The following is a 23,551-nucleotide window of genomic DNA, read 5'->3' on the forward strand; positions in this document are numbered from 1 at the left end:
GGGGGTCGGGCTTTAGCGACTGGCGCGGCCGTCGTCGTCGAGTTCGATGTTTTCCTTTCGCACTTCCTCGGTCACGGTGTGCTGTTCGGTCACGGTCTCCTTGTCGAGGCGAACGCGTTCGACGGGGACGGTTTCCTTCTGCACGACAGGGCGTTCCTCGTGGAGGATGACCTCGTGCTCTTCCTTGCTGATGGCGGGGCCAGCCATTGCCGCGCCGCGGTTCTCCTCAGTGATGGGCTCGCGTTCGAGGCGGACTTCTTCACCTGGACCGGGACCGTGGTGGTGACGTTCTCGGTGACAACATACTTGCGCAGCCGTGCTCGGCCGGTGGCTTGCTTTTCGGTGCCGACGCGGAGCTGTTCTTCCGAGCGGGTCATCGCATCATCGGTGGTGGGACCTGAAGTGTCGTGGCCCACGGCACCCCGCGCGCTGGTGTCCCCATCGGTGGCGTCCCGGGTTGTTCCGGTGTAAGCGGCACCCCCGGAACGTTCGTAGTACGTGTAGAGCTGATCTTCTTCTTCAGGCTCAAGGTGACCGTCGGGGGCGACGCGGGGCGCGTCCTTGACCTTGTCCTTGGTGTAGGGGACAACGATGTCCTTGCCGTCCTGCGTGGCTGCATCCAGGGGGGCGAAGGACTCGTGGGTGCCAAAGAGCCCGGTCTTGACCGTGACCCAGGTCGGTTCCGATGTGTCGTCATCGGCGTAGATCTGTCCGATAGACCCAATCTTGGTCCCGTCGGATCCAACGACGTTGCCGCCGCCGGTAGCCAGTGAAGGAAGGTTCTCAGTGCTGATCATGATGTTCTCCTTCTCGTACTGCGGGTAAAAAAATTGGGTGGTGCCTGTATCAGGCGAGGGGGTTCTTGGTGGTGGCGTGGGCGCCCCCGGAGGACGCGGTCTCCGTGGCTTGCTTTGCCTTGGCGGTCAGCTGGTCCTTCGCCGAAGGCGAGGAGGCTGCTTCGGCCTTTATTTTGGGAGCTTCAGCTTCTGCTTTTGCCAGGTAACCCTCAACGGCGGGACATCGGCCCGGTCAGGCCACCGCCAACACCGACGATGATGACGCCGACCACGGCAGCGAGGACTGCGATGAGGTGGGGGTGGTTACCGTGGTGGCGATGTCCACCTGGTTCAGGGCTGCAATGATGCCGATGCCCAAAATGAAGATGCTGGCGATGTTGGCCAGGGCCTTCCCGTAAGAGTCAAGAATGTCCAAGGGCTTGAGCCTTTCAGTCAGGGAGCCGGCAACGGGTTCGTCCTGGCGGTTTTAGGCCAACATGCCCGGCCACTACTGCAAGAATTCTAAGCATGCTTACCATCAGAATGGCAAGCAAGCTTACTAAATGATTCTTGTGCCTCGTGGCCACCCCCGGCACCGACGCACCCCGGCGGCACGCACTTTCGATCCCTGAGCGAACACCGAGCCTGATGCGCAACCAGGACGGCCAAATGATCTGCTGTGGTGTCCAGCACCCGGGATCTGCGGCAATTGGAACAGAGGACGGCCACTGCGAGAGCGTCTGCCTGCCGACCCGGAACGGTCGGCGATTCAACCTCGAGGTGCAGGTCGGTGTCACACGTCGGGCACCAGGGGCGTTTCCCCCGGGGCTGATGCGCGTGGCGGGGAATGTAACTGCTTGACGCTGTGGTCATGGTGGGGTTCATACCAGGGCCGGGTAGCTGGTCAGGATGTAGTCGGCAGCCGCCGGTCCCTTCATGCGCAGACCCTGTCCGGGACCAACGCGATGACTCATTGCCTCCCAGAACGTGTGCTCTGACCGAGGGATGTTGTGGGACACGCTGCACCAGCTGGTGTAGAGCCCATATAAGGAGTCCCCATCAAGAGACGAGTCTGACTCCTGTACACGATAAGTGGATTCCTGGAGGAACTGATCGAACTCTGAATACGCCACGGTGGCTCTTTTCAAACAAGGTGCGGTGCGCCGCCGTTTGGCTACAGCGACATAACACTCAGCGCCCTGCACGAAGGGACGCTAAGCGGAACTCCCGGACCATCGTCCGGCGGACAAACAAAAGGTCAAGCAGAATCAGCTACTTCCCGGCCCGGGGCCGGGAAGAACGAGGGTCAGGCGTGGTTGTTACCGATGCGGTTGCCGGCCATCACCAGGCCGCCACCGGCCAGAGCGTTGCCGCCCCCGTGGTCGTAAATGAGGGAGACGGCCATCTTTTGGGCGAACACGGCTGCCTCTCTGTCTCCTTCGACCGCTGAGATGATGGAGCCCTTCGTCAGGATGTGGCAGGACCGGGCAAAAACGTCCGGCTGGTCCAGACCTGCCTTCTCGGCGAGTGTTCGCATGAAGGCCCTTACTTGGGCCAAATAGCTGATGGAGGCCTCTCCCAAGGGATGGGTGGGGCCCATTTCCAGCATGGTGCTCACGAAGGCGCAGGCCTGGAAATCATCCCGGCGGAACCACCCGTCCAAAACATCGAAAATGGTCAGCAGCTGGGCTGCTGGGTCCTCGGATCTCCTGCTGCATTCGGCAATGATCTGCTCGACAGTAAGGTTCTGATGGCAGCGTTCCAGGAAGGCGAGGACCAACTCATCCTTGGAGGCGAAGTGTCCATAAAACGTTGCCTTGGCAACCCCGGCCCGCAAAATCAGCTCGGCTATGCCAACATCGCGGATACCACGCTGCGCAAACAACTCGTAAGCGGCAGCCAATATGCGCTCCCGCGCGCCAACCTGAGCTGGCAGTGAAGGGGCAGAAATGCCAACCGGGTCAGCTAAGGAGCTCTGAGTGTGTTCCATCACCACCAGACACTACACCAAACCAGACAGACCGGTCAGTACAGTTCAGGTCCGATTAGGCAATCATTCTGCAGCGTTGCCTTGGCACCTCCACAAACTCACGACCAGAACCGCACCTGCATTTACACAAGAAACAACTGCCGAATTTGACTGCCCCCGTCTCAGGACCCGAACCCGCTGCGCAGATCTCCCGCGATCTCTGGATGCCCCCAGCAACGCTCTACAGACGGTGCGAGCACGCAGGAACCCGCAGGGTGCCATCTAGCGCTGATAGAAAGCGCCAATTACCGCTGCCATTCACAGCCAGCGGCAGACTCAGAAAACCGGGCCGGCTGATATCCCGGAAACGCGTCTCACCGTAAATCGTCTCAGTGCAGGCCCGTGATGGACTTTTTGAGCCAGAATGGCCTGATGAGGCAATTGGGCTACACGCGGGTGAGTTCTCCGAACCAGGATGCCCAGCTGCAGTTCGACGCATTGCTCTCCGTCGGCGTGCAAAAGCGCGACGTCTTCGCCGACATCTTGTCCAATCGTCGGCGAACCGTAGAGAAGATGAAGGGGCGAACATACGCCGTGACGGCATGCGACGTCAGAGCATCCACAGCTCAGAGTCTTCACCCATGGCTAAGGCGCTGGTGAGGGCGTGTGCAGCTTCCGAAAGGTCATTAGCATGACTGGTCAGTTCCACCAACACCCGTGTATCAGTCGTGTCAGGCAGAACGGCGACTGGTGGCCGAGGATTATTCAAGGAAGTCGTTCTTCCTCCTCTCTGGATCCATGAGTTGCTCCTCCAGCCTAGAGAACTGCAGAACGCGTATGTGCATAAGCCTCAAATGCCGCCGGGATGTTCACCTAACAGATCAGCGAGGGTGTCCAGGTTGGCACGTACGGTGCGGGCGTGGGCCTTCTGAACAAGTGGATCAGCAAGCTTGCCAAAGAATCCGCCCATGCCGCTGTTCACCTCAACACGGTATGTGAAGCGCGTTCCACCGGCCTCCGGTTCCAGGACGTTGCTGATCGTGAAGTCGAACTTGCCTTCTACGGAGCGAATGACGGTCTGCTTCGGGGGGTCAAAGTGGACGTTTTCAGTTAGCCAGTCAAACTGTCGGCCCAAGACTTTGCTGGTCCCCTTTGAGCGCGTGCCGAGTCCGACCGGACCGTCCTCGACCTGTTGAGCCTGGATAACCGACGAATCCCAGATTGGAATGTTCTCAGTCTTGGTGAGGTATTGGAAAACATCTTCAGGCGGGCGGTTGATGAAGACGCTTTCTTCTACAACAGGCATCTTGCCACTCCTTGAACAGGCCCGCGGCAGGCACGGCTTGCCCGGCACAGGTAGCGCCAGTGTGGGCCGCAGCCCGTAGCCATGTCAACGGGTAGCGAAACGCACAGATAGATCCCGCAATGGGCGTTTACTCCGAAAGATGCCATCTTCGCCGCGGACTACTGGTCCACGAGAAACGGCGCCGGCCTTGTCTGCCCAGAAGAAGGCACAGGGCCGTGGGTGGACGACCAAGTTGTCTCGAAACCAAAGGGATACGCGACACAGGGGTTAAGAGACCGGAGGCTAGACGATGGCTCCGTTATTGAGCTGCGGGCGCCGGGAACGGCGGGGGAGGCTCCACGCCCAATATGTGATCATGAGTCCAGCCGTCGCGGCCCCGCCCGCATACACCCAGGGCGAGGACCATGACCCTTCGGGGGTGGGAATAGCAAAGGCAACCACGACGGCAGCCAATGCCAGAAGTACCTCCACGGCCGTTTGCAAAGGCCTGGTCCGGTACTCAGGGTAGGCCAGCCGGACCAAGGGGACTATCGGGAGCAGGAACAGGCCGAGGCTGAAAATCACCCAGATGACGTTGAACGTGAAGACCGCCAGGCCCAGCACCAGCAGCCCAAGGAATTTCAACACGTCCACGGCCCGGATCGGGTTTGCCGTCGTCGATCGGCTCAGCAGCAGCCCCCAGGCCGGGAGCCCGAGCAGCCAGCCGCCGCACCAAAAACCCAGGTTCAGCAGCGCCAGGACCACGAGCAGGGCGCCGGGAAGCAGGAACGCCGCGGCCTGCCGAAGTGACGGGAGTTTGCCGTGCGGGCCGAAGATGCACACCCCGATCAGCAGGTAGGCGGTCACGTACCCGGGCAACAGCTCGATCACGGGCACCTGCGTCAGGCCGAACACCAGAAGCGTCAGCGAGGTCACCATCACGCAGACCGCGGCGAACGTCCATGGGCGGCGGGCTGGCCGTTGCTGAATCACGGCAGTGTCGCCAGGATGTCATGTGGCCACTCCCTGGTTAGCACCTCGTTCAGCTCCTCGTTCGAGCTGGACACGCAGTATGGAGTCTGGTCCGCGTTCAGGACAGCCAAATCTACTGGCACGGCGAACAGGCCCCAGGGCTGGATCCTGTTAGCCAGGTACCCAGTGAGTCTCAGGTCGACGTACTGGGGCGCGTTCCAGACCCTGCAGGCGTGCTGGAGGTCATCGGGGTGGATGGCGATCCAGACCCCAAACCGGAACTCGTGCCCGCCCTGCAGCCTGATCGGAAGCAGGGCACGGACGAAAGGACTGATATTCGGGATCTGCATGAGCGTGGCCTTGTTGGGGTCCGGGTCGCTCAGCCAGCTGTCCTCGACCCGGTGCTGTTCAGGGCTCTCCAGCACTGGATCCGGGAGACGGAACCGAACATCTCTATCGTGGGCCGCCAGAGCTTGCCCGCACATCCCGCACGCGTGCTTCTTACCGAACATCACATCCCCCAATTTGTAGTTGCTCAGGTGAGTCTACGTCGCGGGTCCAGGCGAAGTAGCGGGAGGTAGGCCGGCCTAAAACGAGTGACTCCTCAGTCGGACTTCCACACCGTGGGTACGATTCGGGTTATCGAGCTGACTTGGCAGTACCGGATGGATCAGGGGCTACAACGAGTCAGGGCAAAGGAGTCTGATAACTCTAGGGTTTCGAGGCAAAAAGGTTTCGAGACACCGAATCGGGCTGAGAGAAGGAGCAGGCCGCCCGTCAGGGGGAACAAACGCTGATGTGACGACAGCTTCCGTATTGATGGAACGGGTCGTTGCGCTGGGTACACGTTTTGCTTGTAGGCAGTGTTCGACGGGGAGCGGATGCCTTACTTGGTGACGCTTGCGGAAGCCCTTCCGAGGAGGCCTGTGTCGTACAGAATGCGGTGGCCGTCGCTGAGGACGCGACGCGTTCCTTCGTCTAAGGGGGTATGAGCCCAACTCGAGGGAGCGATGCCCAATTCAACGATCAATCCTGATGCCAACCGAAATCTGCGTTCTCGTACTGGCCCCCATACCTCGGAGCGGATAAGGCGCGCCCCAGGACGGAGTTGTTCAAACCATCGCGCGTCTTCAAGGCTTCTGGGAGTGTCGCTTAGCACCACTAGGTCGACATCGCTGGCCATTCGCTCAGCTCCTCGGGCGTAAGACCCCACGAGAGCAACAGCTCTCACTTTGTCTTCCTGCTTCGCCCAGGTAGCGACGTCCCTGATGATTTGCTGGGCAGCTCGCCGGCGTCCTTTCACTCTTGGTGTCATGAAAGGGATGCTATCCGCTGAAAATTCATTTCAGCACCGTAAAGGGGATTCGTTACGAAGGGCTTCCGTCCACCGGCGGGGTGATGCAGAAAGGAAGCAGGGGCTGGATCAAGTAAAACGACCAATGGATCCCAAGTTTTGTGGTCTCTTATCCCTAGTGTTTCGAGGCGCTTAGGTTTCGAGACACCGGTTCGATCAGGAATAGTACTTGTCAGCGAGGTGCACCCGTGTGGATACTATGACCCTTCTGCCCTCCGACGTTGAATTTTCTCAGTTTCGAGGGTTGTACAGACCGCGGACTCAAGGCCAGTAACGCTAAGCTTCTGCCTTGTTACCCGAGCTTCCCGAAGAGCGCTGGCGCAGGTCGGGGGTGCTCCATAATCGGTTCGAAGAGGGTGTGGGACGTGTCCGGCAAAGATGCTGATGTCACCGAGGCTAATTTATGGCTTCAACGGTTGCACCCGAACCCAGACGTGGCTGTTCCACCGCCTGCAAGTCGGCCGGTGACGATCGCAGATGCTGTTGAGCGGTTGGGCAAGGGCCCCGTGGAGTGGGCTTGCCAAGTTGGGTATGCGATGACGGAGCGGATCATTGCAGAAATCCCCGCGTTTGGAGGGGGGCCTGAGCAGTTTGAATCGCTGCGGATGGGACCTGAGTCCTCGGTTATCCGCTCACTGATCTGGATTAGCAGCAAGGGGGAGGGCCTGCCGGCCATTACCGAGGAAGCGCTGCGCGGCGACGTGGATTTTGTTCGTCGCGGCATTTCCTTGGACAAGGTTCTGCGGGGTGTGCGCCTGGGGCACGCCCAGATGACCAAAGCCTTTTTGGATTCTTGTCGGGAACTGGTCCCTGAAGCAGAGCGGGTGGACCAGATGCAGACTATTTCTGAGAGCTTGTTCCGTTACATTGATGAGTTTTCCGGAGAGATGGCAGCAACGTACCTCGCCGAGCGGGAGCGGTGGACCGTCAGCGCGGCCGCTGCGAAGGCGGAAATCATCCGGCAGGTGCTCGACGGCACCCGCACGGACAGGGCCGAGGCAAGCCGGGACCTGGGCTACGACCTCTCGCGGCAGCATGTGGCCCTGACGCTTTGGTTTGATCCGGTCCGGAACAGCGCTGATACCCCGGAACTTGAAACCACTGCGTTGGATGCCCTTGCCCGGATGGGGGCTACGAAGACACTGGTCATGCCCGTCGGCGGTGGCAGAGTGTGGGCATGGGGCAGCCGGAACAGTTTCTCCGCAAGGCCGACCGTAGGTGATTACCGCCCTGCAAAACCGGATGTGCGTATGGCCGCAGGAACCCCAGGGACTGACATTGCCGGGTTCCAGCGGTCCCACAGGGAAGCGCAAGCCGCCGAACGAACATCAAGGCTTCGCCGCAACGGCGAGGGATGGGATGCCTATTACGCTGACATAGCGATCCCGACTCTTTTGTCCGTCGACATCGACTTGGCCAAGGACTTGGTGGTGCGGGAGCTGGGCCCGCTGGCAAAAGACAATGAGAACGCTGCCGACCTGCGGGCGACGCTGCTGTGTTACCTGCAGGAGGAAAGCTCCCCGCACGCGGCCGCACAGCGCCTGTTCGTCTCCCGCAATACGGTGGCGTACCGGGTGAAGCGGGCCGGGGAGTTGCTGGGCTACGACGTTGCCGAACGCCGGTTTGAACTTCAGACGGCCCTGGTCCTGGCGGATACTTTCGGTTCGCAAGTACTGGTGCCCGAGGACAGGCAAAGGTAGTAGCGGACACAAGGAGGGGCAGGGCCGGTGGCCCTGCCCCTCCTGTCGTTGGGATCGGTGGTTCTTAGATCAGGGGGGTGACCTGTTCCTTCACCCCGAGCAGCGCCCGCCCGTAGGCTTCACTGGCGATGGCCGGGTTGACGACGGCGTGCCGGGAGCCGGTCTCGAGGTCACGCCATTTCTGCTGCAGCGGGCTGGCTTCTGCGAAGGATCCGGCGCCTTGGACGTTCAGGAGGAGGTCCATGGCTTCGCGGGACCGGGTTGCGACGGTTCCTACGTCCATGCGGACGCGGGCACGGGTTTCAAAGTCGAGGTATTCGGTTCCCTTGGCGGCGTTGTCGATGTCTGAGGCGGCACGGAGCATGTGCAGTTCGGCAGTGTCGACAAGGGATGCGGCCTGGGCGATGTTGATCTGAGTTGATCCTGCGTCAGTGGCGCGGTCGTAGAAGGTGTACGCGATGCCTTTGCCTTTGGCGAGGGAGTTCTTGACGAAGTTCAAGGCTCCCTTGGCCAGGCCAAGCTGGGGGCCGATGAGGATCAGGGACGCGACCGGCACGAACGCCGAGCGGTAGAGGGCCTCGTCGGTATGTTCGGTCGGGTACTTTCCTTCAACGGCCTGGGTCAGGGACATTATCCGGTAGCGGGGCACGAACACATCGTTCGCAACGAGGGTGTTGCTTCCGGTGCCGCGCATGCCGGCCACGTGCCAGGTGTCTTCGATGCTCAGCTCGCTCATCGGGATCAGGGCAAGGCCCTGGTCGATCTGCGCGCCGGTTTCGTCGACGACGGGCACGCCCAGAATGGCCCACTGGGAGTGGAGTGACCCGGAAGCGAAGCCCCACTTGCCGGTGACCTTCAGGCCACCGTCGACGGCGACGGTGGTGGAGCTGGGTGCGAAGACGCCACAGACGCGGGCCTCGGGGTTGTCCTCGTAAACGTCACGCTGCGCCTGGTCCGGGTACAGTCCCATGATCCAACCGCAGACGTTGATCAGGCTGGTGACCCAGGCGGTGGAACCGCATGCCTGGCCCAGTGTGGAGGTGACCTTCAGGAAGGTGGAGAAGTCGGCTTCGTGCCCGCCAAGACGCTTGGGAACGGCGATCTTGAACAGCCCTGCTGCGGCGAGGGCTTCAATGTTTTCCTCCACGACGCGGCGGTCAGCTTCTGTCTGGGCTGCGTTCTTCTGCAGAAGGTCCAGGAGGTTGGCCGCCTTGGCCACCAGGTCGGTGTCGGCGGTGTCGGTGGTGGGGGAGGTCTGCTCCGCGGTAATGGTCATCATTGTCCTTCCAGGGGGTCCTCAGTGATTGAGGCCAAAACGTGCGCTTCCGTAAGAAGCTGTTCCACCATGGTTGCCCCCATGTCTGTGGCAGCTCTTATGCTCAACGACCAAAAAAGTGGCCGTGAGCTGCGCCACACGCCAACTCCGGCGCCCCAGCTTGGCGCTGAGCACAAACAGGCCACCCGAAGTTGTCTTAGCAGCCTAAGAAACCCGAGCCTGTGAGCTGCTTCACTGACATCAGCACCACATCCTCACCACGACATAGGAGTCCTGATGACTGTCATGATTGAACGGACAACAGCACTGGAAGCATCCTCTCTTCGCCGGGCAATGGGCCGCATCCCAACATCCGTCGCCGTTGTCACCGGCCACGGCCCTGAAGGGCCGGTGGGCATGACCGTCGGCTCGCTGGCAACGGTTTCGCTGGACCCGCCCCTGGTGACCTTTTTCGCCATGAAAGAGTCACGCTCCTTCGCGGCCCTGCGCAGCCTGGACAGCATCTGCATCAACGTTCTGGACGAGGACCACGCCGACGTCTGTTTCGCCTTCGCCTCCTCATCCGGACCAAAGTTCGCAGTGGGCGACTGGGACATGAATGGCGCAGAGGGCCCCGTTCTCAAGACGGCCGCGGTCTCCATGCAGTGCGGGATTGATTCTGTGTATGAAGCCGGCGATCACTACGGGCTCATGGCCCGGCTGACAGACCTGCGGACCGCGGACACACGCCCTTTGGTCTTCTACCGCGGTTTGATCTCCCGGCTGCACCCCACCACCGCGCGGCATGCAAAGACGAACCGTCTTGACTGGTGGGCACACTAATGTCCTTCCCCGCACCGGAGGTGCGGCATGCCGTCGAGAACCTTTTGGGCCGATACGCCGAGTACGCCGACGAACGCGATGCGGATGGTGTGACCACCCTGTTCGGCAATGCCGTCGTGCGTTTCGCCGGGACAACTTTGGGCACGACGGCAGAAATTTCTGACCACTACAGCCGGGTCTTCGCCGCGGCACCGCCCAGCCGGCACCTGCTGACCAACTTCATTATCGATCCGGCAGGTGGCACGGCCGAAGCACGCTGCCGCTACAGCCGGTGGGCCATCGCCCCAGACGCGAAACTGCTTGCCATTGGTGACTACCGCGCCACCTTTACCGCCACGGACGGTTCCTGGAAGTTCACCTCATTTGAGGTAGCCCGCTCCTGGCAGGCATAAGGACCCAGGCCCCGCCTCGATTCACCGCCCCCATCCTGTTCATAAAGAAGGAACCACATGTCATTCCCCTTGGCCCAGCAACCGGAGACAACACCCCGGGCACGGCCGCTCGACGGCGTCGTCATCGCCGACTTCTCAAGGGTCCTGGCTGGCCCCTACGCCACGATGCTCCTCGCCGACATGGGGGCTGAAGTCATCAAGGTTGAAAGCCCGGCCGGCGACGATACCCGTTCCTGGGTGCCCCCGGTCCGCCCCGACGGTGTCTCGACCTACTACGCTGCGATCAATCGCAACAAAAAGTCCGTGGTGCTGGATTTCAAAGACCTTAAAGGACTGGCTGCGGCGCAGGCACTGGCCGCCCGCGCGGACGTTGTTATCGAGAACTTCAAACCCGGCGGGCTGAAGCGGTTCGGCCTCGACTACGAGTCCGTAAAAGAGCGCAACGAGTCCGTCATTTACTGCTCCATCAGCGGCTTCGGCACCGCCGAAGGTTCCTCACTGCCGGGCTATGACCTGATTGTCCAGGCTATGTCCGGGCTAATGAGCCTCACCGGAGGGCCCGAAGGGTCCCCGTACCGGGCCGGGATCAGCGTCTTTGACGTCATGGCCGGACTGCATTCCACCATTGGCATCCTCGCCGCTCTGCGCCACCGCGATCAGACCGGGCAGGGCCAGAACATTGAGACCTCGCTGATGGCATCAGCGATGAGCGGGCTGGTCAATCAGACCTCGGCCTATGTCGCCGGCGGCGTCACTCCGCACCGGATGGGCAATGCTCATCCCAGTCTGTTCCCCTACGAACCGCTCCCCACGGCGGATGACGAACTGATCGTCGCAGCTGGCAACAACGCCCAGTTCCGCAAACTGTGCGCCGTGCTCGGGGTGCCTGAACTCGCCGATGATCCCCGGTTCGCTGAGAACAAGGACCGTACCGAACGCCGGGAAGAACTCCGCCCGTTGCTCGTGGACCGACTCCGGACCCAATCCGCAGGGTACTGGTTTGACAAGCTCAACGCGGCAGGCGTCCCGAACGGGCCTATCAACAGCATCAAACAGGGCGTCGAGTACGCGCAGAAACTCGGCCTGGAACCCGTTGTGCAGGTCGGCGCCGCCGGGAACCAGGTCCCCGGGGTACGGAACCCGATCACCTTCTCTGCGACTCCGCCCCGGTACGACCTGGCACCCCCGAGGCTGGGCGAGCACACCGATGAAATCCTCGTCTGGCTCGCTGCCCCTGCCACCGCCCGCCCCTCGACAAAGGATCACGCATGACCGTCACCGCTGACACCCAGAAACTGAACTTCCCCACCTCGCTGGGAACTTCCACCGCCACGGAAATCCGCCTGCTCGGACAGGACCTCGCCTCCGACCTGATGGGCAAGGTCGGGTTCGGGGAGCTCGCCTTCTGGCTCGTCGCCATGCGCCGTCCCACCCCTAGTGAGGTGCGGGTTTTTGAATCAGTTCTCGTGGCCCTTGCCGATCACGGCTTCACCCCGACCGCGATTGCAGCCCGGCTGACCTACCTCAGCGCGCCCGACTCGATCCAGGGCGCCATGGCCGCCGGGCTCCTTGGCGGCGGCTCCCGCTTCCTCGGCGTCACCGAGGACTGCGGGAAATTCCTGGCCGCCGTCCTGGCCGCCCACGAGGGTGCGCTGCCGGAAACCGATGGGGAGTGGGACGAACTCGCGCTGCAGGCCATTAAGGCCCAGCGCGCCGAGGGGAAGTTCGTCCCGGGCCTGGGACACCCCAACCACAAAGACGGGGACCCCCGCACACCCGTGCTCATCGGCATCGCCGAAGAGGAAGGGATGCGCGGACCCCACCTGCGGCTCTTCGAAGCCATCGGCAGGATGAGCGAACAGGCACTGGGCCGGAAGCTGCCGCTGAATGGCGCCGGCGTCTGCGGAGCGGCTCTGGCCGATCTGGGACTGCCCACCGATCTGCTGCGCGGTTTCGCGCTGCTGGCCCGAGCGGCAGGCCTGCTCGGGCAAATCGCCGAAGAACGCCGCAACCCGATCGCGAACGACATCTACATGACCGTGGACCGCAACGCGGCCTACGTCACCCCCGAGAACGACTAGCCACATAACCAGCGCTGCCAACGACGGCAGCGAAAGACAACAGGGAGAGAACCATGGCAGAACTGACCGCTGTGCTGGCCAGTACACACCACCCCTTCTACCTCAAGGCGACGACCGCGCCGCCCGAGGAACGCATGCCCCAGGCAGACGAATGGAAGCGGAAAGTCGAGGCATACCGTGAGACCCTCACCGCCGCTGAACCGGACATCCTGATCATGGTCGGCGCCGACCATTTCCACCAGTTCTTCCTGGACAACTACCCGACGTTCATGATCGGTAAGCAGGAAAAGTACGACGCGACGTTCTATAACGAGGAACGCGAATTCGGCATTCCGAAGTACGTCCTCGACGGTGATCTGGCGCTGTCGAACTTCATGCACCAGGGCCTGCTGGATGAAGGGTTCGATTTTTCCTTCAGCCACGAACTGAAGATCGACCACTCAATCATCTGCCCCATCATCACCGTCCGCCCTGACGCCGACCTGCCTGTGGTTCCGATCTACACGAACATCTTCGCCCCGCCGCTGCCCTCGCCCAAGCGGTTCTGGGACCTGGGCCGTGCGATCCGCAAAATCATCGACGCCTACCCCTCGGATAAAAAGATCGCCGCCATCGGCACCGGCCATCTGTCCCTGGAACTGGGCGGCCCCCTGATGTTCGGTGAACACGGTCCAGACCCGGAATTCGACGCCCAGGCCATCGAATGGCTCTCCACCGGGAACATCGAAGCCATCCTGGAAAACGTCACCCATGAATCCATGGCCAGCTCCGGTAATGCCACCCACGGCTTCATGGACCTGATCCTCATGATGGGTATCGCCGGTCCCGAGAACGCAGACTACGTTGACCAGTTGGACCTTTACCACACCCGTGAAATGTTCATGACCTGGTACCCGAACAAGAACGAAAAGATGGCCGAAGCGGCAGCACGTTCCGCCGCCGAGGCAGGCGGCGTCACAGGACCCGTGTACGCAAAGGCAGGAGCGGCAGCATGAGCAAGTACTACGTGAACAAGTTCCTCTACAGCATCGACCGTGACCCGGAATGGGTAGCCAGCTACAAGGCCGATCCTGAAGCAACCATTGACCGGTGGGAGAAGGAAGTCGGCATCTGGCTCAACAGTGCAGAAAAGACCTCCTGGCTGACCTTCACCGATGAAGAACGCTGCGCGCTAATCAACTACGACTACGAGTGGCTGTTCGCCTACGGCGCCCACTTCTTTCTCTACCTCACCCTGTTCATCGGCATATTCGCCGACGACTGGACCGAGGAAAAGGGCCCGCTGTCTTACCAGCTGGAATGGGCACGGCGTCTGGCGCCGTGGATCGGTAAGCCCTACCCGTCCGTTGCACTGTAGCTGTCGCGCCCTACACCGGCACCGGGGCCGGAGAACGGAGTTGGAACCATGATTCTTGAACACGCAAGATTCACGATCCATCCTGGTCAGGAGCAGGCCTTCGAAGCCGCCTACCAGCGTCTTCGCGGCGTTCTTCTCCAGGCCCCGGGCTGCCGCTCGGCGCAACTGCACCGCAGCGCCGATCACGAGGGGGTTTACCTCCTCTGGGTCGGATGGGACACCGTCGCCCACCACACGGAGCATTTCCCGGAAACGGACCAGGGCAAGGAAGTTATTGCCACCTTCGCTCCTTTTCTTGCTGGTGCCGACGTGAACCACTTCGACGCCCAACCCCTCTGACCGTTCCATCCGTCCGTCAGCGAATCATCACGAGAGAAAGAAAAGCCATGACCCAGCAAGCGGTTAACAATGATGTTGCCTTCCTTCCCGGGAACCCGCCCGAAAACGCCGGGTGGCCAGGAGGTGAATACTCCCAAACCGTTGCAGATGGAATGCAGATCGACTACAACGTCCGGGTGCCCATGCGGGACGGCAAGAACCTCCTCGTGGACCTTTACCGACCAGCCGAGACCACGACAGATCTGCCCGTCCTCGTGGCCTGGGCGCCCTACGGCAAGCACGGCGCCCTCAGCTTCGCAGGCTGGCCCGGACACGACGTGGACCTGGAACAGCTCTCCAAGTACGCGGCCTTCGAAACCCCTGACCCCCTCTTCTGGACCCGCAACGGCTACGCCGTCATCATGGCCGACGCCCGCGGCGCCTGGGGATCCGAAGGCGATGTCACCATGTGCGCGCCGGAAGAAGCCGACGCCTGCTGTGACCTGATCGAATGGGCCGGCGAACAGGACTGGAGCAACGGCAAGGTCGGAATGGCCGGCGTCTCCTGGTACGCGGTCATCCAGTGGGCCGTCGCGGCCCGCCGCCCAGCACATCTGGCGGCCATCAACCCGTGGGAAGGCTGGACAGACCTCTACAAAGAAGTCCTGACCCACGGCGGAATCCCGGAGACGCAGTTCGGTGCAGCGCTCGGCCCCCTCATCGCCAACACCCATGGACGGGTCGAGGACATCCTGACCAACAGCATGAACCACCCCTTCTACGACGAATACTGGCAGTCCAAAGCCCCTGACCTGACAACCATCGAAGTGCCGACCTATGTCGTAGCCAGCTGGTCCGACCACGGTCTCCACACCAGGGGAACCCTTGAAGGTTTCCGCCGGATCGCCTCGACGCAGAAATGGCTGGAAGTGCACGGCCGCAAGAAGTGGCAAAACTTCTACGACCAGGACAGCCTGGCGCGCCAGCGAGAATTCTTCGACCACTTCCTCAAGGGCGAAGAAAATACAGTGACAGCATGGCCGAAGGTCAGGATCGAAGTCCGCGACCGCGCCTACACCGGCGAAAATCGGGCAGAAAACGAATGGCCCCTGGCACGCACCGAATACACGCCCCTCTACCTCGATGCCGGCCGCGGAAACCTGAGTAAGGATCCCGCACCGAAACCGGAAACGATCTCCTACGATGCCGCGACCGGCAAGGCAGTTTTCGAGCACACCTTCGCCAACGACACAGAAATTACCGGCTACACGAAACTCCGGCTGTGGGTTGAATCCCAAGGGTCCAATGACATGGACCTCTTTGTAGCCCTGCAGAAACTGGATGCTGACGGCAACGAAGTGAACTTTCCGTTCTTTTCCACCTTTGACGACGGAAACGTTGCCCTGGGCTGGCTCCGGGTCAGCCGGCGGCAACTCGCCGAGGATTCACGCCCCGAACAACCGCGCTACACGCACCAAATCGAAGAGCTGCTCAACGAGGGCGAGGTCGTGCCGGTCAACATCGAAATCTGGCCCTCCAGCACGCTGTTCCATGCCGGAGAAACACTCCGGCTCATTGTCCAGGGCCACGACGTAAACAGCTATGCCCAAGGGCTCTTCGCCCAGGGGCACACGTACACCCGTAACAGCGGACAACACATCATCCACACCGGCAATGGACACGACTCACACCTGCTCCTGCCCGTCATCCCCTAGCCGGAAGGGGTTGCTGCTGTCATGGGCAGCAGCCCCCTCCGTCTGCCCGAAGACGGGCATGTTCAGAAAGACAACATGACAACCAACATGGCCACGGCAGTAGAGACTGCCGAAGATTCCGCTGCCGCCACCACGGGCAGTATCCCGACAACTGCAGAAATGAGTCCGACCCGATACGGGTTCAGGCGCACCGTAGTCGCCAATTGGCGCGAACTGATCCCTGGGGACACCGTGGTTCTCATTGCCCGAAACAAGGACCGCATCGAAGGCACCATCGACGCCGTTACAAAAAATGGAGCATTCCTCTGGCTGCGCCAGGACGCCTTGCGGGCCAGACAGGTTTTCTACCACTCAGATGGCTACAAAGTCCTCGTAGATCCGCGCACGGAATAAAACGCCCAATCACCGCAGCCAGAGCACAAAGGAGGGAAGACCTGATGGCCTTCCAATCTGTGACCACAGTTAACGGCAAAGCAGCCCCGCTCAGACGCAACACCGTCGACACGGACCAGATCATCCCGGCCGTTTACATGAAGCGGATCACGCGGACCGGGTTTGAAGACGGCCTCTTTGCCAGCTGGCGCCGCGACCCCGATTTCGTGCTCAACCGTCCGGAACACGCCGGGGCAAACATCCTGATTGCGGGCCCCGACTTCGGAATAGGCTCCTCGCGGGAACACGCCGTCTGGGCCCTCATGGACTACGGCTTCCGAGTGGTCATCTCGCCCCGTTTCGCCGATATCTTCCGAGGCAACGCAGCAAAGTCCGGGCTTCTGGCAATACAGCTAGACCAGCAGCGGGTGGACCAACTGTGGGAAACAGTGGAAGCCCAGCCCGACCTATCTTTAAACGTCGACCTCGATGCCCAGACGATCACCGCAGGTGACCTGGCTGTCGAATTCGCTGTCGATGCAGACACAAGGTGGAGACTGCTCAACGGGCTGGACGATATCGACCTGACCCTGCAAGATCAGGACCTAATCTCCGCCTTTGAAACCAGCAGGCCCTCCTGGCTACCAACAACCACATTGCCGTAGCGCAACAGAAGCAGGTCAGAGCCCCCGTAAGAAACGATCGCCCGGCTACGCATTCGGCCCACATTCTTGGGACGGGAAGCGGCAAATTCGGTCGCAACACGAAACCTGAAAGTCAGGCGCCGCTCTCCCGTCCCAACCGCCCTGCCGCCGTCGTGTCTCATTTCCCTTGGAAAACGAGACGTCTCGACGAGCGAATAGTCGTCTGACCTCCACAGTCACAGATTTTCTGCGGAATCTTGGACGGGCGATCGCAAGGACGATTCTCGTAACTATGTCTCAGAACCTCTTGGCAAAAATCGAGTACTCATCCTTAGTTATGAGACAGGTGAGCGGGGGCCGGCCAGAGCTGATAGGGCAAGGCGCGGAAGCAAACACATTTCTTAGTTCGGCTGCCTAACGTCTTGAATAACAACAGCTTTTCAAGACACCCGCGTCGCATCTTGAAGGGTCAAAGGAATCGGCATCGTGCCGGGCCGTCCCGCGTCTTGGAAAGGTGTCCCACTGTGAATCGTCTCAGGCGGGTGTCGACCGGGGGTTTCTGAGGCGACAATGGCCGGGTGAGATATCTCGGGTATACGCGTGTGAGTACGTCGGGCCAGGACGCGACATCCGGAAGCAAGGCCGCTGTTGCCTCGCGCGTTACCCCCAGCTTTACAGCCGCATCGGCTTCGCCCACCACTACCGGACCCTCAGCACCGAGGAACTCACCTTCGTCCTGGCAAACCGCTGGCAGGAGCTCGGCCTGACTATCGATCCCCACGACTTCACGGGCGCCGAGGCCATCGCCGCCGTCGCCCGCATCAGCAACTTCCGGCTCATCCAGCGCCTCTTCACCCAAATCATGCGCATCCGCGACGTTAACCAGCTCAACAGCATCACCAAAGAAGTCGTCGAAGCAGCGCGTGAAACCCTGCTCATCGGCACCTGCACCCGACCACGCCAAATATCGCCGCGAAATACACGCCGAATAGCGCAGAGAATCACAGGTCATGAGGGCCTTTTCTGGCGCAGGACCGGCTAACGGGACGGATTCGAAACCGGACCCTGGCGGGACGTGCTCATCCCCATCGCCTGGTCCATCTCGCTTTTTCGCGGCGTAAGATCCCCTTCATGCACGTGGATATTTCGGATGAACGCGACAGCCAATGGGAACGACACCGAAGCACATTCCGCGTGTACTTTTTTGAGGGCCCTGGTAAGCCTACTCCGTGAGTACTTATGACATAGCTGAGGCAACATTCGCTGAAGCTAAGAGCTGGGCGAATGGGGAGGCAGGCCGCCGTAGATATTCAATTGCACTTGTTTCATCCGACGAACGCGGAAACCGCGGGCTCGTCTGGTTAGTTGGTGACGACGTCAATGAGAACCCGTAGAGGTTCGCCTTCGGGATCGGCAATGCCTCGTGAACCTCCGGGAGCGCCTGGAACTGAGACGGAACCAGCAGCTCAGGCCCCTGAAGAGGGTGCCGCCACTTGGTAACGTGTGCGCATGCCCATAAAACTCGAAAACGTTGGCATCGCAGTCCGCGACCTTGAAGCGACGATCGCCTTCTTCACGGACCTCGGGCTCATCGTCCTCGGCCGTGACACGGTCAGTGGAGAGTGGACCGACACCGCTGTGGGCCTCGACGGCAACCATGCCAACATCGCCTTGCTTCAGACGCCGGACGGCAATGGCCGCCTCGAGCTCTTCGAGTACATTCACCCCGAAGCGATCGAGACGAAGCCCACCCTGCCCAATGAAATCGGCATGCACCGCGTAGCCTTCTCAGTCGACGACATTGACGAGGCTCTCAAGATCGCCGCGAGGCACGGCTGCCACCCGCTGCGGGGGGTGGCAACATATGGGGACGTCTACAAGCTGACCTATGTCCGCGGCCCCAGCGGCATCCTTGTGATGCTCGCCCAGGAACTGAACAAGAGCTGACCTATCGAGGGCGTACGCTGCCACTGTGAAGCTCAAAGGACTACTTCCGCCCGAAAGGTTTCCCGAAAGCGCTGATTGGGACAGCTGGGTGGTAATCCCAGTGAAAGAGTGTCCGGTCGTCAACCAACTGGTTGTGGGCCATCGCCCTCCTCCGCAGCGTTTGCCCCCCGCCGCTTAGCCGGATGCCGGAAGGTGCGGACGTCCGGGTCCCCGCCCGCCGGTGCCGGCTTTGAGTGGGACGCGCGGAAGACGCTGACTGCGGCAAGTACTCCCAGCAGGAGGATCACGGCGGCAATCTGCTGCCAGTCGCCGTCGAACACGGCCAGCTTCGTTGACATGGAGGCGTTGAAGGACGCGTGCAGCAGCCCCACAATGAACAGGCTGTAGCCCGTTCCCAGATAGGCGATTCCCATGAGCAAGCGGAAGAAGGGGGCGAAGAGGAACAGGACCGCCCAGGAGACCGCGACGTTGTTCCAGGGCGTGCCGGAGAAACCCCTCTCGGCGAAGGCGAAGGGCAGGTGGATGAGTGCAAAAGGGATGGCGGTCAGCAGGGCGGCAATGGCAGGTCCACGCCGGTCCATGATCCGGTGCTGCACAACGCCCGTCCAGGCCAGCTCTTCCCAGATGTTGCCCAGCAGGGCACCGATGATCAGGGTGTTCAGCAGGTAGGTGCCCAACAAGGGCCCCAGCCGTCACGGGGCAGGTGGAACGTCCCGGTTGCTGCAGCAATAAGCGCTGTCAGCGCGGGCAGCGCCACCACGTACCATGCCGGGGCCACTCTCCATCGGAACGCCCTGCGGAAGAGCTCGCGGACGGCGGGCCGGCCATTCGCCGCACCCGTGACCAGGATGGCCGTTTCCAGCGACGGCTCCCGCCAGGAAAATGAGCACAGCGAGATAGACCGGGCCAAGGTGTCCGGGCGTGGCCAGATCCCATGGGTAGTGTGCGGGGAGTGCCACTGCGAGTCCGACGGCCGGGACGGTCACTGCGGTGGCGAATGCCCATCGTTCTCCTCTACGCACCCCGTACCAGGACAGGCCTGCGATGGCCAGGCCCGTCGCGGCAATAAAGCCGCTAAGGGCAATGTGCAGATGGCTGATGTAGTGGTACAGCTCCGGGCTGAAAGCTTGGATCTCCGCCTTCCCCTTGTCCACTTGGTCGGGGCCGATGCCGAGCTCCAGGAAGGCGCCGGTGAAGTTGGACAGCAGGAAGACTGCGGCGTACCCCACGAAAGCCAGCCCGGCAACCGTCATGAGAGCCGCTCCCGCCCGGACACGGGATTCGCCCGCCGGGGTAGTTTGGATGGCAGGCATAGCCACCACCTTCTCTCCTATTCAGATCGGTACTCGATGAGAGTCTCCTGATCGCAGGACTGTCAAGGGAAACTTCTGTAGAGAGCCGTGCACCACCAGCACGGTCCAACGTCGCATAATCTGGGCAGGTGACCGGCGAGGAATCAACGACTAAAACCGGCTGGGTGAACGTACCCCATGCCAGCATCTACTGGGAAGCAACCGGCGAACCATCTGGAATCCCCGTCCTTTACCTTCATGGCGGCCCTGGCGGCTCCCTTGGCCGGGGCGGTTACCGCCACCGCCACGACCACAGCCGATTCCGCACCATCGGGTTGGACCAGCGCGGTTGTGGCAAGAGCACCCCTCTTGCCCAGGACGACCTTGACCACCTGTCGGATAACACGACTCAAACCTTGATCGACGACATTGAGGCTGTGAGAGAGCACCTGGGCATAGAAAAGTGGATTGTCACCGGCGTTTCCTGGGGCAGCACGCTGGCCCTCGCCTATGCCTTGGAACACCCCGGGCGGGTGTTGGGAATTGCTGTGGTGGCCGTGACCACAAGCAGCCGGGAAGAGATCCGGTGGATTACAGAGGATGTTGGACGCATCTTTCCTGAAGCATGGGCCGAGTTTGCAGAGGCAGCCCATGCAGCCCCGGGCGAACGATTGGTGGAGGCTTACGCCCGTCGACTGGCAGGCAAGGATCGGGAAGACGCCCGACGTGCAGCCCTGTCCTGGGACCGGTGGGAGTCCACCCACATATCTCTGGACCGCGGCTGGCTTCCCGGCCCACTGTTTGACGACGAGCAGGAGCGTATGACGTTCGCTCTTCTGGTGACGCACTACTGAGCCAAAGACGGCTTCCTGATCGACGGACGGGAAATCATCCCGCGGATTCACGAGCTCAACGGCGTCCCCGGTTACCTCATTCACGGCCGGCGGGACTTCAGCGGCCCTGTCGTCACCGCCTGGCGCCTGCACCGGCGGTGGGAGTCAAGCCGCCTCGTCGTCGTTGAGGACGAAGGGCATGGGGGCGCGGAATCCATGGCAGCACTGACGCGGGCAGTCGAAGATATCGCGGCTAAATGGGGCGCAGAACTCGGGGGAGCGAAACCGTGATCAGGCCCCGGCCCGCGGCAGCACCAGCAGGTAGCCGGCGGGCATGTCGGTGCTCCAGCGCCGCGGCTCCCGGACAACGAACTGCGTCGCCAGCTGCTCGGGAGTGAGCAGGCTGTTGGGCTCCGGCGACGGACCCCACTGCCCGCTGCCGTGCGGATAGAGCGGGTCCAGGACGCGGATACCGGTAACCGGGAACTCAGGGAACTGCTTAGGATCGCCGAGTGACTCGAAGCCGCTCATGACCCAAGCGTGGCGACCGCTCCACATCACCAGACCTACCGGCCGGCCGGTGTCAGCGATGGCACGCGCCGCCGTCTGCAGCGCGTCCTCATAATCAGCGACGCTGACCACCGAGTATGGTCCCATCCCAGCTTCCGTCAGTACCTGCGCCCAACCCAAGGGGTTGGCGCCGTTGTACGAGTTGGACGACCGCGCCCTGGCCATTTCCCAGAGTTCCCCCTGATGAGTGGGGTCGCCCCACGTCCCGCCGCCGGTATCGTCGATAAGGTTGTGGGCGATTTGGATGCTCGCCGCAACACACCAGTCAAAGGTGTACTGCGGCACGAAGTCCCCCTCTTGATAGAGGTTGAGGGCGAACGGTTGGGGCACCGGAGGTGGTGTGGGATCCGCTGCCGGGGTGGGCGTGGGGGCCGCGGTCGCCTGAGGCGGGAGGGCAATGTCGACGGCGGCCGGCGGGGCTGAGGACGTAGGGGTCGGGCGGTCGGTGCTGGCGTCGTCGAGGCCGATCGCTGGCGCACAGCCCGCGACGAAAGCCGCCACGGCGATCAGCCAGGCGAGAAGACGGGTACGGGCACCGATCATGATCGGTCCAGTTTAGCGCGGCGCCCCGGTCTCGGGGAGGGAAGGTGCACATCAGCTTCGAGGTATTCGGCGGCCATCCTGGAGGCCGCGGTGAGGTCCTGCGAGCCGTAAGGGACCTCACGTAGGCGGGGTGCCGGCGTCGTGGGCAATTTCTACAGCTCAGAACGCGTAGCGGATGCGGCAGTACGGCGTGATCTTCTCAATAAGCGCCGTCAGTTGCCGCACATAGCGTCCCTTGGTTCCTGATCGGTAGCGGACGTTGCTGAAGCCGTTGGAGGAGACCTTTGATTCCTGCAGGTCCGGACGCCACAGCACGTTCTCTGCCTGCGGATGCCACCCCAGGTTGACCTCGTGGAGCCGCTCGTTGTGGGTCAGGAAGATCACTTCCGCCGCAAGCTGGGCCTTTGCGGCATCTGTCAGGGTGGCGTCGAGCCGGCGCAGCAGCTCCTCCCAATCGGCAAGCCAGGTATCCGTAATGATGACGGGGGAGAAGTTCACGTGCACCTCGTAGCCGGCATCGACGAAGGCGTTGATGGCCGCCATCCGTTCAGCCACCGGCGACGTCCGGACGTCAATTGACTTCGCCAAATCCGCGGGCATAAGGGAGAAGCGGATCCTGGTGTGGCCGCCATGGTCCCAGCCCAGCATCGCCGGGTTAAAGTACTTGGTGGCAAAGGACAGTTTGGCGGTGGGCAAGTCGCGAAAGAGTGTGACGAGATCCTGCACGTTGTCGCTGATCAGCGCGTCAACGGAGCAGTCGCTGTTTTCACCGATGTCGTAGACCCAGAGTTCCGGGTCGCACTGGTTGGGTTCCAGCTTGATGCCTTGCCGTGTGACATGCCGCTCAAGCGCGCTGGAGATCTGGTCGATGTTCGCAAACACGGTCACCGGGTTGCTGTACCCCTTGTGCCGCGGCACGTAGCAGTAGGCGCACGCCATGGCGCAGCCGTTCGCGGTGGAGGGCGCAATAAAGTCCGCGGAACGGCCGTTCGGCTTGACGGTCAGCGCTTTTTTGACGCCGAGGACCAGCGACTCCGTCTTGATCCGGGACCAGCGGGGCACGTTCGTTTCATCGCCGTGCACCTCCGGAATGTTCCAGTGGTTGTCGACAAGCACGACGTCGGCGTCCGGCCAGCGTTCGACGATCTCCTGGCCCCGGGGAAGCTCCAGTGCAGCAGGCTGCGCATAGATACGCCGGATCTGCAGCAGCCGGTTGAATTCCATGGTTCCATTCTCCCAAGCCGCCGGAATTGCCGCGGCCGGTTAAGCCCACAGCATCTTGCGCCCGCGGCGAACCTCATCTTGCCTATGGCGCTGCCTTCTGGAGCTCACC

General features: G+C 61.7%; 26 protein-coding genes and 1 pseudogene. 15 read left to right on the plus strand and 12 right to left on the minus strand.

What is annotated here, in order from left to right; genetic code table 11:
* Positions 1-12 precede the first annotated feature (12 nt).
* The 7 genes and pseudogenes from M1D93_RS09415 to M1D93_RS09445 form a co-directional block, all read right to left on the minus strand.
* Positions 13-797: pseudogene (locus tag M1D93_RS09415) on the minus strand (DUF2382 domain-containing protein).
* 232 nt (positions 798-1,029) lie between these two features.
* Entirely contained in the window at positions 1,030-1,212 is a 183-nt protein-coding gene (locus tag M1D93_RS09420) for a hypothetical protein (RefSeq protein ID WP_461174821.1), read from the minus strand.
* Between the two features lie 870 nt (positions 1,213-2,082).
* A complete protein-coding gene (locus M1D93_RS09425; RefSeq protein ID WP_461174822.1) occupies positions 2,083-2,679 on the minus strand; it encodes a TetR/AcrR family transcriptional regulator in 597 nt (198 codons plus the stop codon).
* Between the two features lie 916 nt (positions 2,680-3,595).
* Positions 3,596-4,051, minus strand: coding sequence for an SRPBCC family protein (locus tag M1D93_RS09430; protein ID WP_461174823.1), 456 nt, complete (start codon positions 4,049-4,051; stop codon positions 3,596-3,598).
* Positions 4,052-4,333: 282 nt separating this feature from the next.
* Positions 4,334-5,023, minus strand: coding sequence for a hypothetical protein (locus tag M1D93_RS09435; RefSeq protein ID WP_461174824.1), 690 nt, complete (start codon positions 5,021-5,023; stop codon positions 4,334-4,336).
* Entirely contained in the window at positions 5,020-5,514 is a 495-nt protein-coding gene (locus M1D93_RS09440; protein ID WP_461174981.1) for a DUF2199 domain-containing protein, read from the minus strand. Before M1D93_RS09440 ends, M1D93_RS09435 begins: the two co-directional genes overlap by 4 nt.
* A 374-nt stretch (positions 5,515-5,888) precedes the next feature.
* Positions 5,889-6,317, minus strand: coding sequence for a nucleotidyltransferase family protein (locus tag M1D93_RS09445; protein ID WP_461174825.1), 429 nt, complete (start codon positions 6,315-6,317; stop codon positions 5,889-5,891).
* Between the two features lie 503 nt (positions 6,318-6,820).
* On the opposite strand from M1D93_RS09445, the gene M1D93_RS09450 reads away from it, so the two are divergent.
* Positions 6,821-8,056 carry a PucR family transcriptional regulator gene (locus tag M1D93_RS09450; RefSeq protein ID WP_461174826.1) on the plus strand — a complete coding sequence of 412 codons (1,236 nt, stop codon included), beginning with the start codon at positions 6,821-6,823 and terminating at the stop codon, positions 8,054-8,056.
* A gap of 64 nt (positions 8,057-8,120) precedes the next feature.
* Here M1D93_RS09450 and M1D93_RS09455 read toward each other — a convergent pair whose 3' ends face one another.
* Positions 8,121-9,335: an acyl-CoA dehydrogenase family protein gene (locus tag M1D93_RS09455; RefSeq protein ID WP_461174827.1), complete on the minus strand. Its 1,215-nt coding sequence runs from the start codon at positions 9,333-9,335 to the stop codon at positions 8,121-8,123.
* A 273-nt stretch (positions 9,336-9,608) separates the two neighbouring features.
* Here M1D93_RS09455 and M1D93_RS09460 point away from each other — a divergent pair, with 273 nt between their 5' ends.
* The 12 genes from M1D93_RS09460 (at position 9,609) to M1D93_RS09515 (ending at position 18,980) form a co-directional block, all read left to right on the plus strand.
* Positions 9,609-10,154 carry a flavin reductase family protein gene (locus tag M1D93_RS09460; protein ID WP_461174828.1) on the plus strand — a complete coding sequence of 182 codons (546 nt, stop codon included), beginning with the start codon at positions 9,609-9,611 and terminating at the stop codon, positions 10,152-10,154.
* Positions 10,154-10,546, plus strand: coding sequence for a nuclear transport factor 2 family protein (locus M1D93_RS09465; protein ID WP_461174829.1), 393 nt, complete (start codon positions 10,154-10,156; stop codon positions 10,544-10,546). Before M1D93_RS09460 ends, M1D93_RS09465 begins: the two co-directional genes overlap by 1 nt.
* Before the next feature lie 57 nt (positions 10,547-10,603).
* The gene (locus tag M1D93_RS09470) at positions 10,604-11,818 is read left to right on the plus strand and encodes a CaiB/BaiF CoA transferase family protein (protein ID WP_461174830.1); all 1,215 of its coding nucleotides are present in this window, start codon (positions 10,604-10,606) and stop codon (positions 11,816-11,818) included.
* The gene (locus M1D93_RS09475; protein WP_461174831.1) at positions 11,815-12,627 is read left to right on the plus strand and encodes a citryl-CoA lyase; all 813 of its coding nucleotides are present in this window, start codon (positions 11,815-11,817) and stop codon (positions 12,625-12,627) included. Before M1D93_RS09470 ends, M1D93_RS09475 begins: the two co-directional genes overlap by 4 nt.
* Positions 12,628-12,680: 53 nt before the next feature.
* The gene (locus tag M1D93_RS09480; protein ID WP_461174832.1) at positions 12,681-13,622 is read left to right on the plus strand and encodes a DODA-type extradiol aromatic ring-opening family dioxygenase; all 942 of its coding nucleotides are present in this window, start codon (positions 12,681-12,683) and stop codon (positions 13,620-13,622) included.
* Entirely contained in the window at positions 13,619-13,984 is a 366-nt protein-coding gene (locus M1D93_RS09485) for a hypothetical protein (RefSeq protein WP_461174833.1), read from the plus strand. Before M1D93_RS09480 ends, M1D93_RS09485 begins: the two co-directional genes overlap by 4 nt.
* A gap of 48 nt (positions 13,985-14,032) precedes the next feature.
* Positions 14,033-14,323 (plus strand): antibiotic biosynthesis monooxygenase family protein, encoded by a 291-nt coding sequence (locus tag M1D93_RS09490; RefSeq protein ID WP_461174834.1) that lies wholly within the window; start codon positions 14,033-14,035, stop codon positions 14,321-14,323.
* A 47-nt stretch (positions 14,324-14,370) separates the two neighbouring features.
* The gene (locus tag M1D93_RS09495) at positions 14,371-16,017 is read left to right on the plus strand and encodes a CocE/NonD family hydrolase (protein ID WP_461174835.1); all 1,647 of its coding nucleotides are present in this window, start codon (positions 14,371-14,373) and stop codon (positions 16,015-16,017) included.
* Between the two features lie 75 nt (positions 16,018-16,092).
* Complete coding sequence (locus M1D93_RS09500) at positions 16,093-16,410, plus strand: hypothetical protein (RefSeq protein ID WP_461174836.1); 318 nt, start codon at positions 16,093-16,095, stop codon at positions 16,408-16,410.
* Positions 16,411-16,454: 44 nt separating this feature from the next.
* Positions 16,455-17,054, plus strand: a complete 600-nt coding sequence (gene leuD / locus M1D93_RS09505; protein WP_461174837.1) for a 3-isopropylmalate dehydratase small subunit — start codon at positions 16,455-16,457, stop codon at positions 17,052-17,054.
* A gap of 493 nt (positions 17,055-17,547) precedes the next feature.
* Positions 17,548-18,075, plus strand: coding sequence for a hypothetical protein (locus tag M1D93_RS09510; RefSeq protein ID WP_461174838.1), 528 nt, complete (start codon positions 17,548-17,550; stop codon positions 18,073-18,075).
* Positions 18,076-18,542: 467 nt separating this feature from the next.
* Complete coding sequence (locus M1D93_RS09515) at positions 18,543-18,980, plus strand: VOC family protein (RefSeq protein WP_461174839.1); 438 nt, start codon at positions 18,543-18,545, stop codon at positions 18,978-18,980.
* Positions 18,981-19,099: 119 nt separating this feature from the next.
* Here M1D93_RS09515 and M1D93_RS09520 read toward each other — a convergent pair whose 3' ends face one another.
* Complete coding sequence (locus tag M1D93_RS09520; protein ID WP_461174840.1) at positions 19,100-19,660, minus strand: CPBP family intramembrane glutamic endopeptidase; 561 nt, start codon at positions 19,658-19,660, stop codon at positions 19,100-19,102.
* Positions 19,661-19,672: 12 nt separating this feature from the next.
* Positions 19,673-20,293: a hypothetical protein gene (locus M1D93_RS09525; protein ID WP_461174841.1), complete on the minus strand. Its 621-nt coding sequence runs from the start codon at positions 20,291-20,293 to the stop codon at positions 19,673-19,675.
* A gap of 128 nt (positions 20,294-20,421) precedes the next feature.
* Between M1D93_RS09525 and M1D93_RS09530 the strand changes: the two genes are divergently transcribed.
* Positions 20,422-21,126 carry an alpha/beta fold hydrolase gene (locus M1D93_RS09530; protein ID WP_461174842.1) on the plus strand — a complete coding sequence of 235 codons (705 nt, stop codon included), beginning with the start codon at positions 20,422-20,424 and terminating at the stop codon, positions 21,124-21,126.
* Between the two features lie 78 nt (positions 21,127-21,204).
* Entirely contained in the window at positions 21,205-21,396 is a 192-nt protein-coding gene (locus tag M1D93_RS09535; RefSeq protein ID WP_461174982.1) for a hypothetical protein, read from the plus strand.
* On the opposite strand, the gene M1D93_RS09540 is transcribed toward M1D93_RS09535, so the two are convergent.
* Both M1D93_RS09540 and M1D93_RS09545 read right to left on the minus strand, forming a co-directional pair.
* Positions 21,397-22,218 (minus strand): hypothetical protein, encoded by an 822-nt coding sequence (locus tag M1D93_RS09540; protein WP_461174843.1) that lies wholly within the window; start codon positions 22,216-22,218, stop codon positions 21,397-21,399. It lies immediately after the preceding gene.
* Positions 22,219-22,377: 159 nt separating this feature from the next.
* Entirely contained in the window at positions 22,378-23,442 is a 1,065-nt protein-coding gene (locus M1D93_RS09545) for a spore photoproduct lyase family protein (protein WP_461174844.1), read from the minus strand.
* Positions 23,443-23,551 lie beyond the last annotated feature (109 nt).

The organism is Arthrobacter sp. Z1-9 (genome assembly GCF_054792695.1).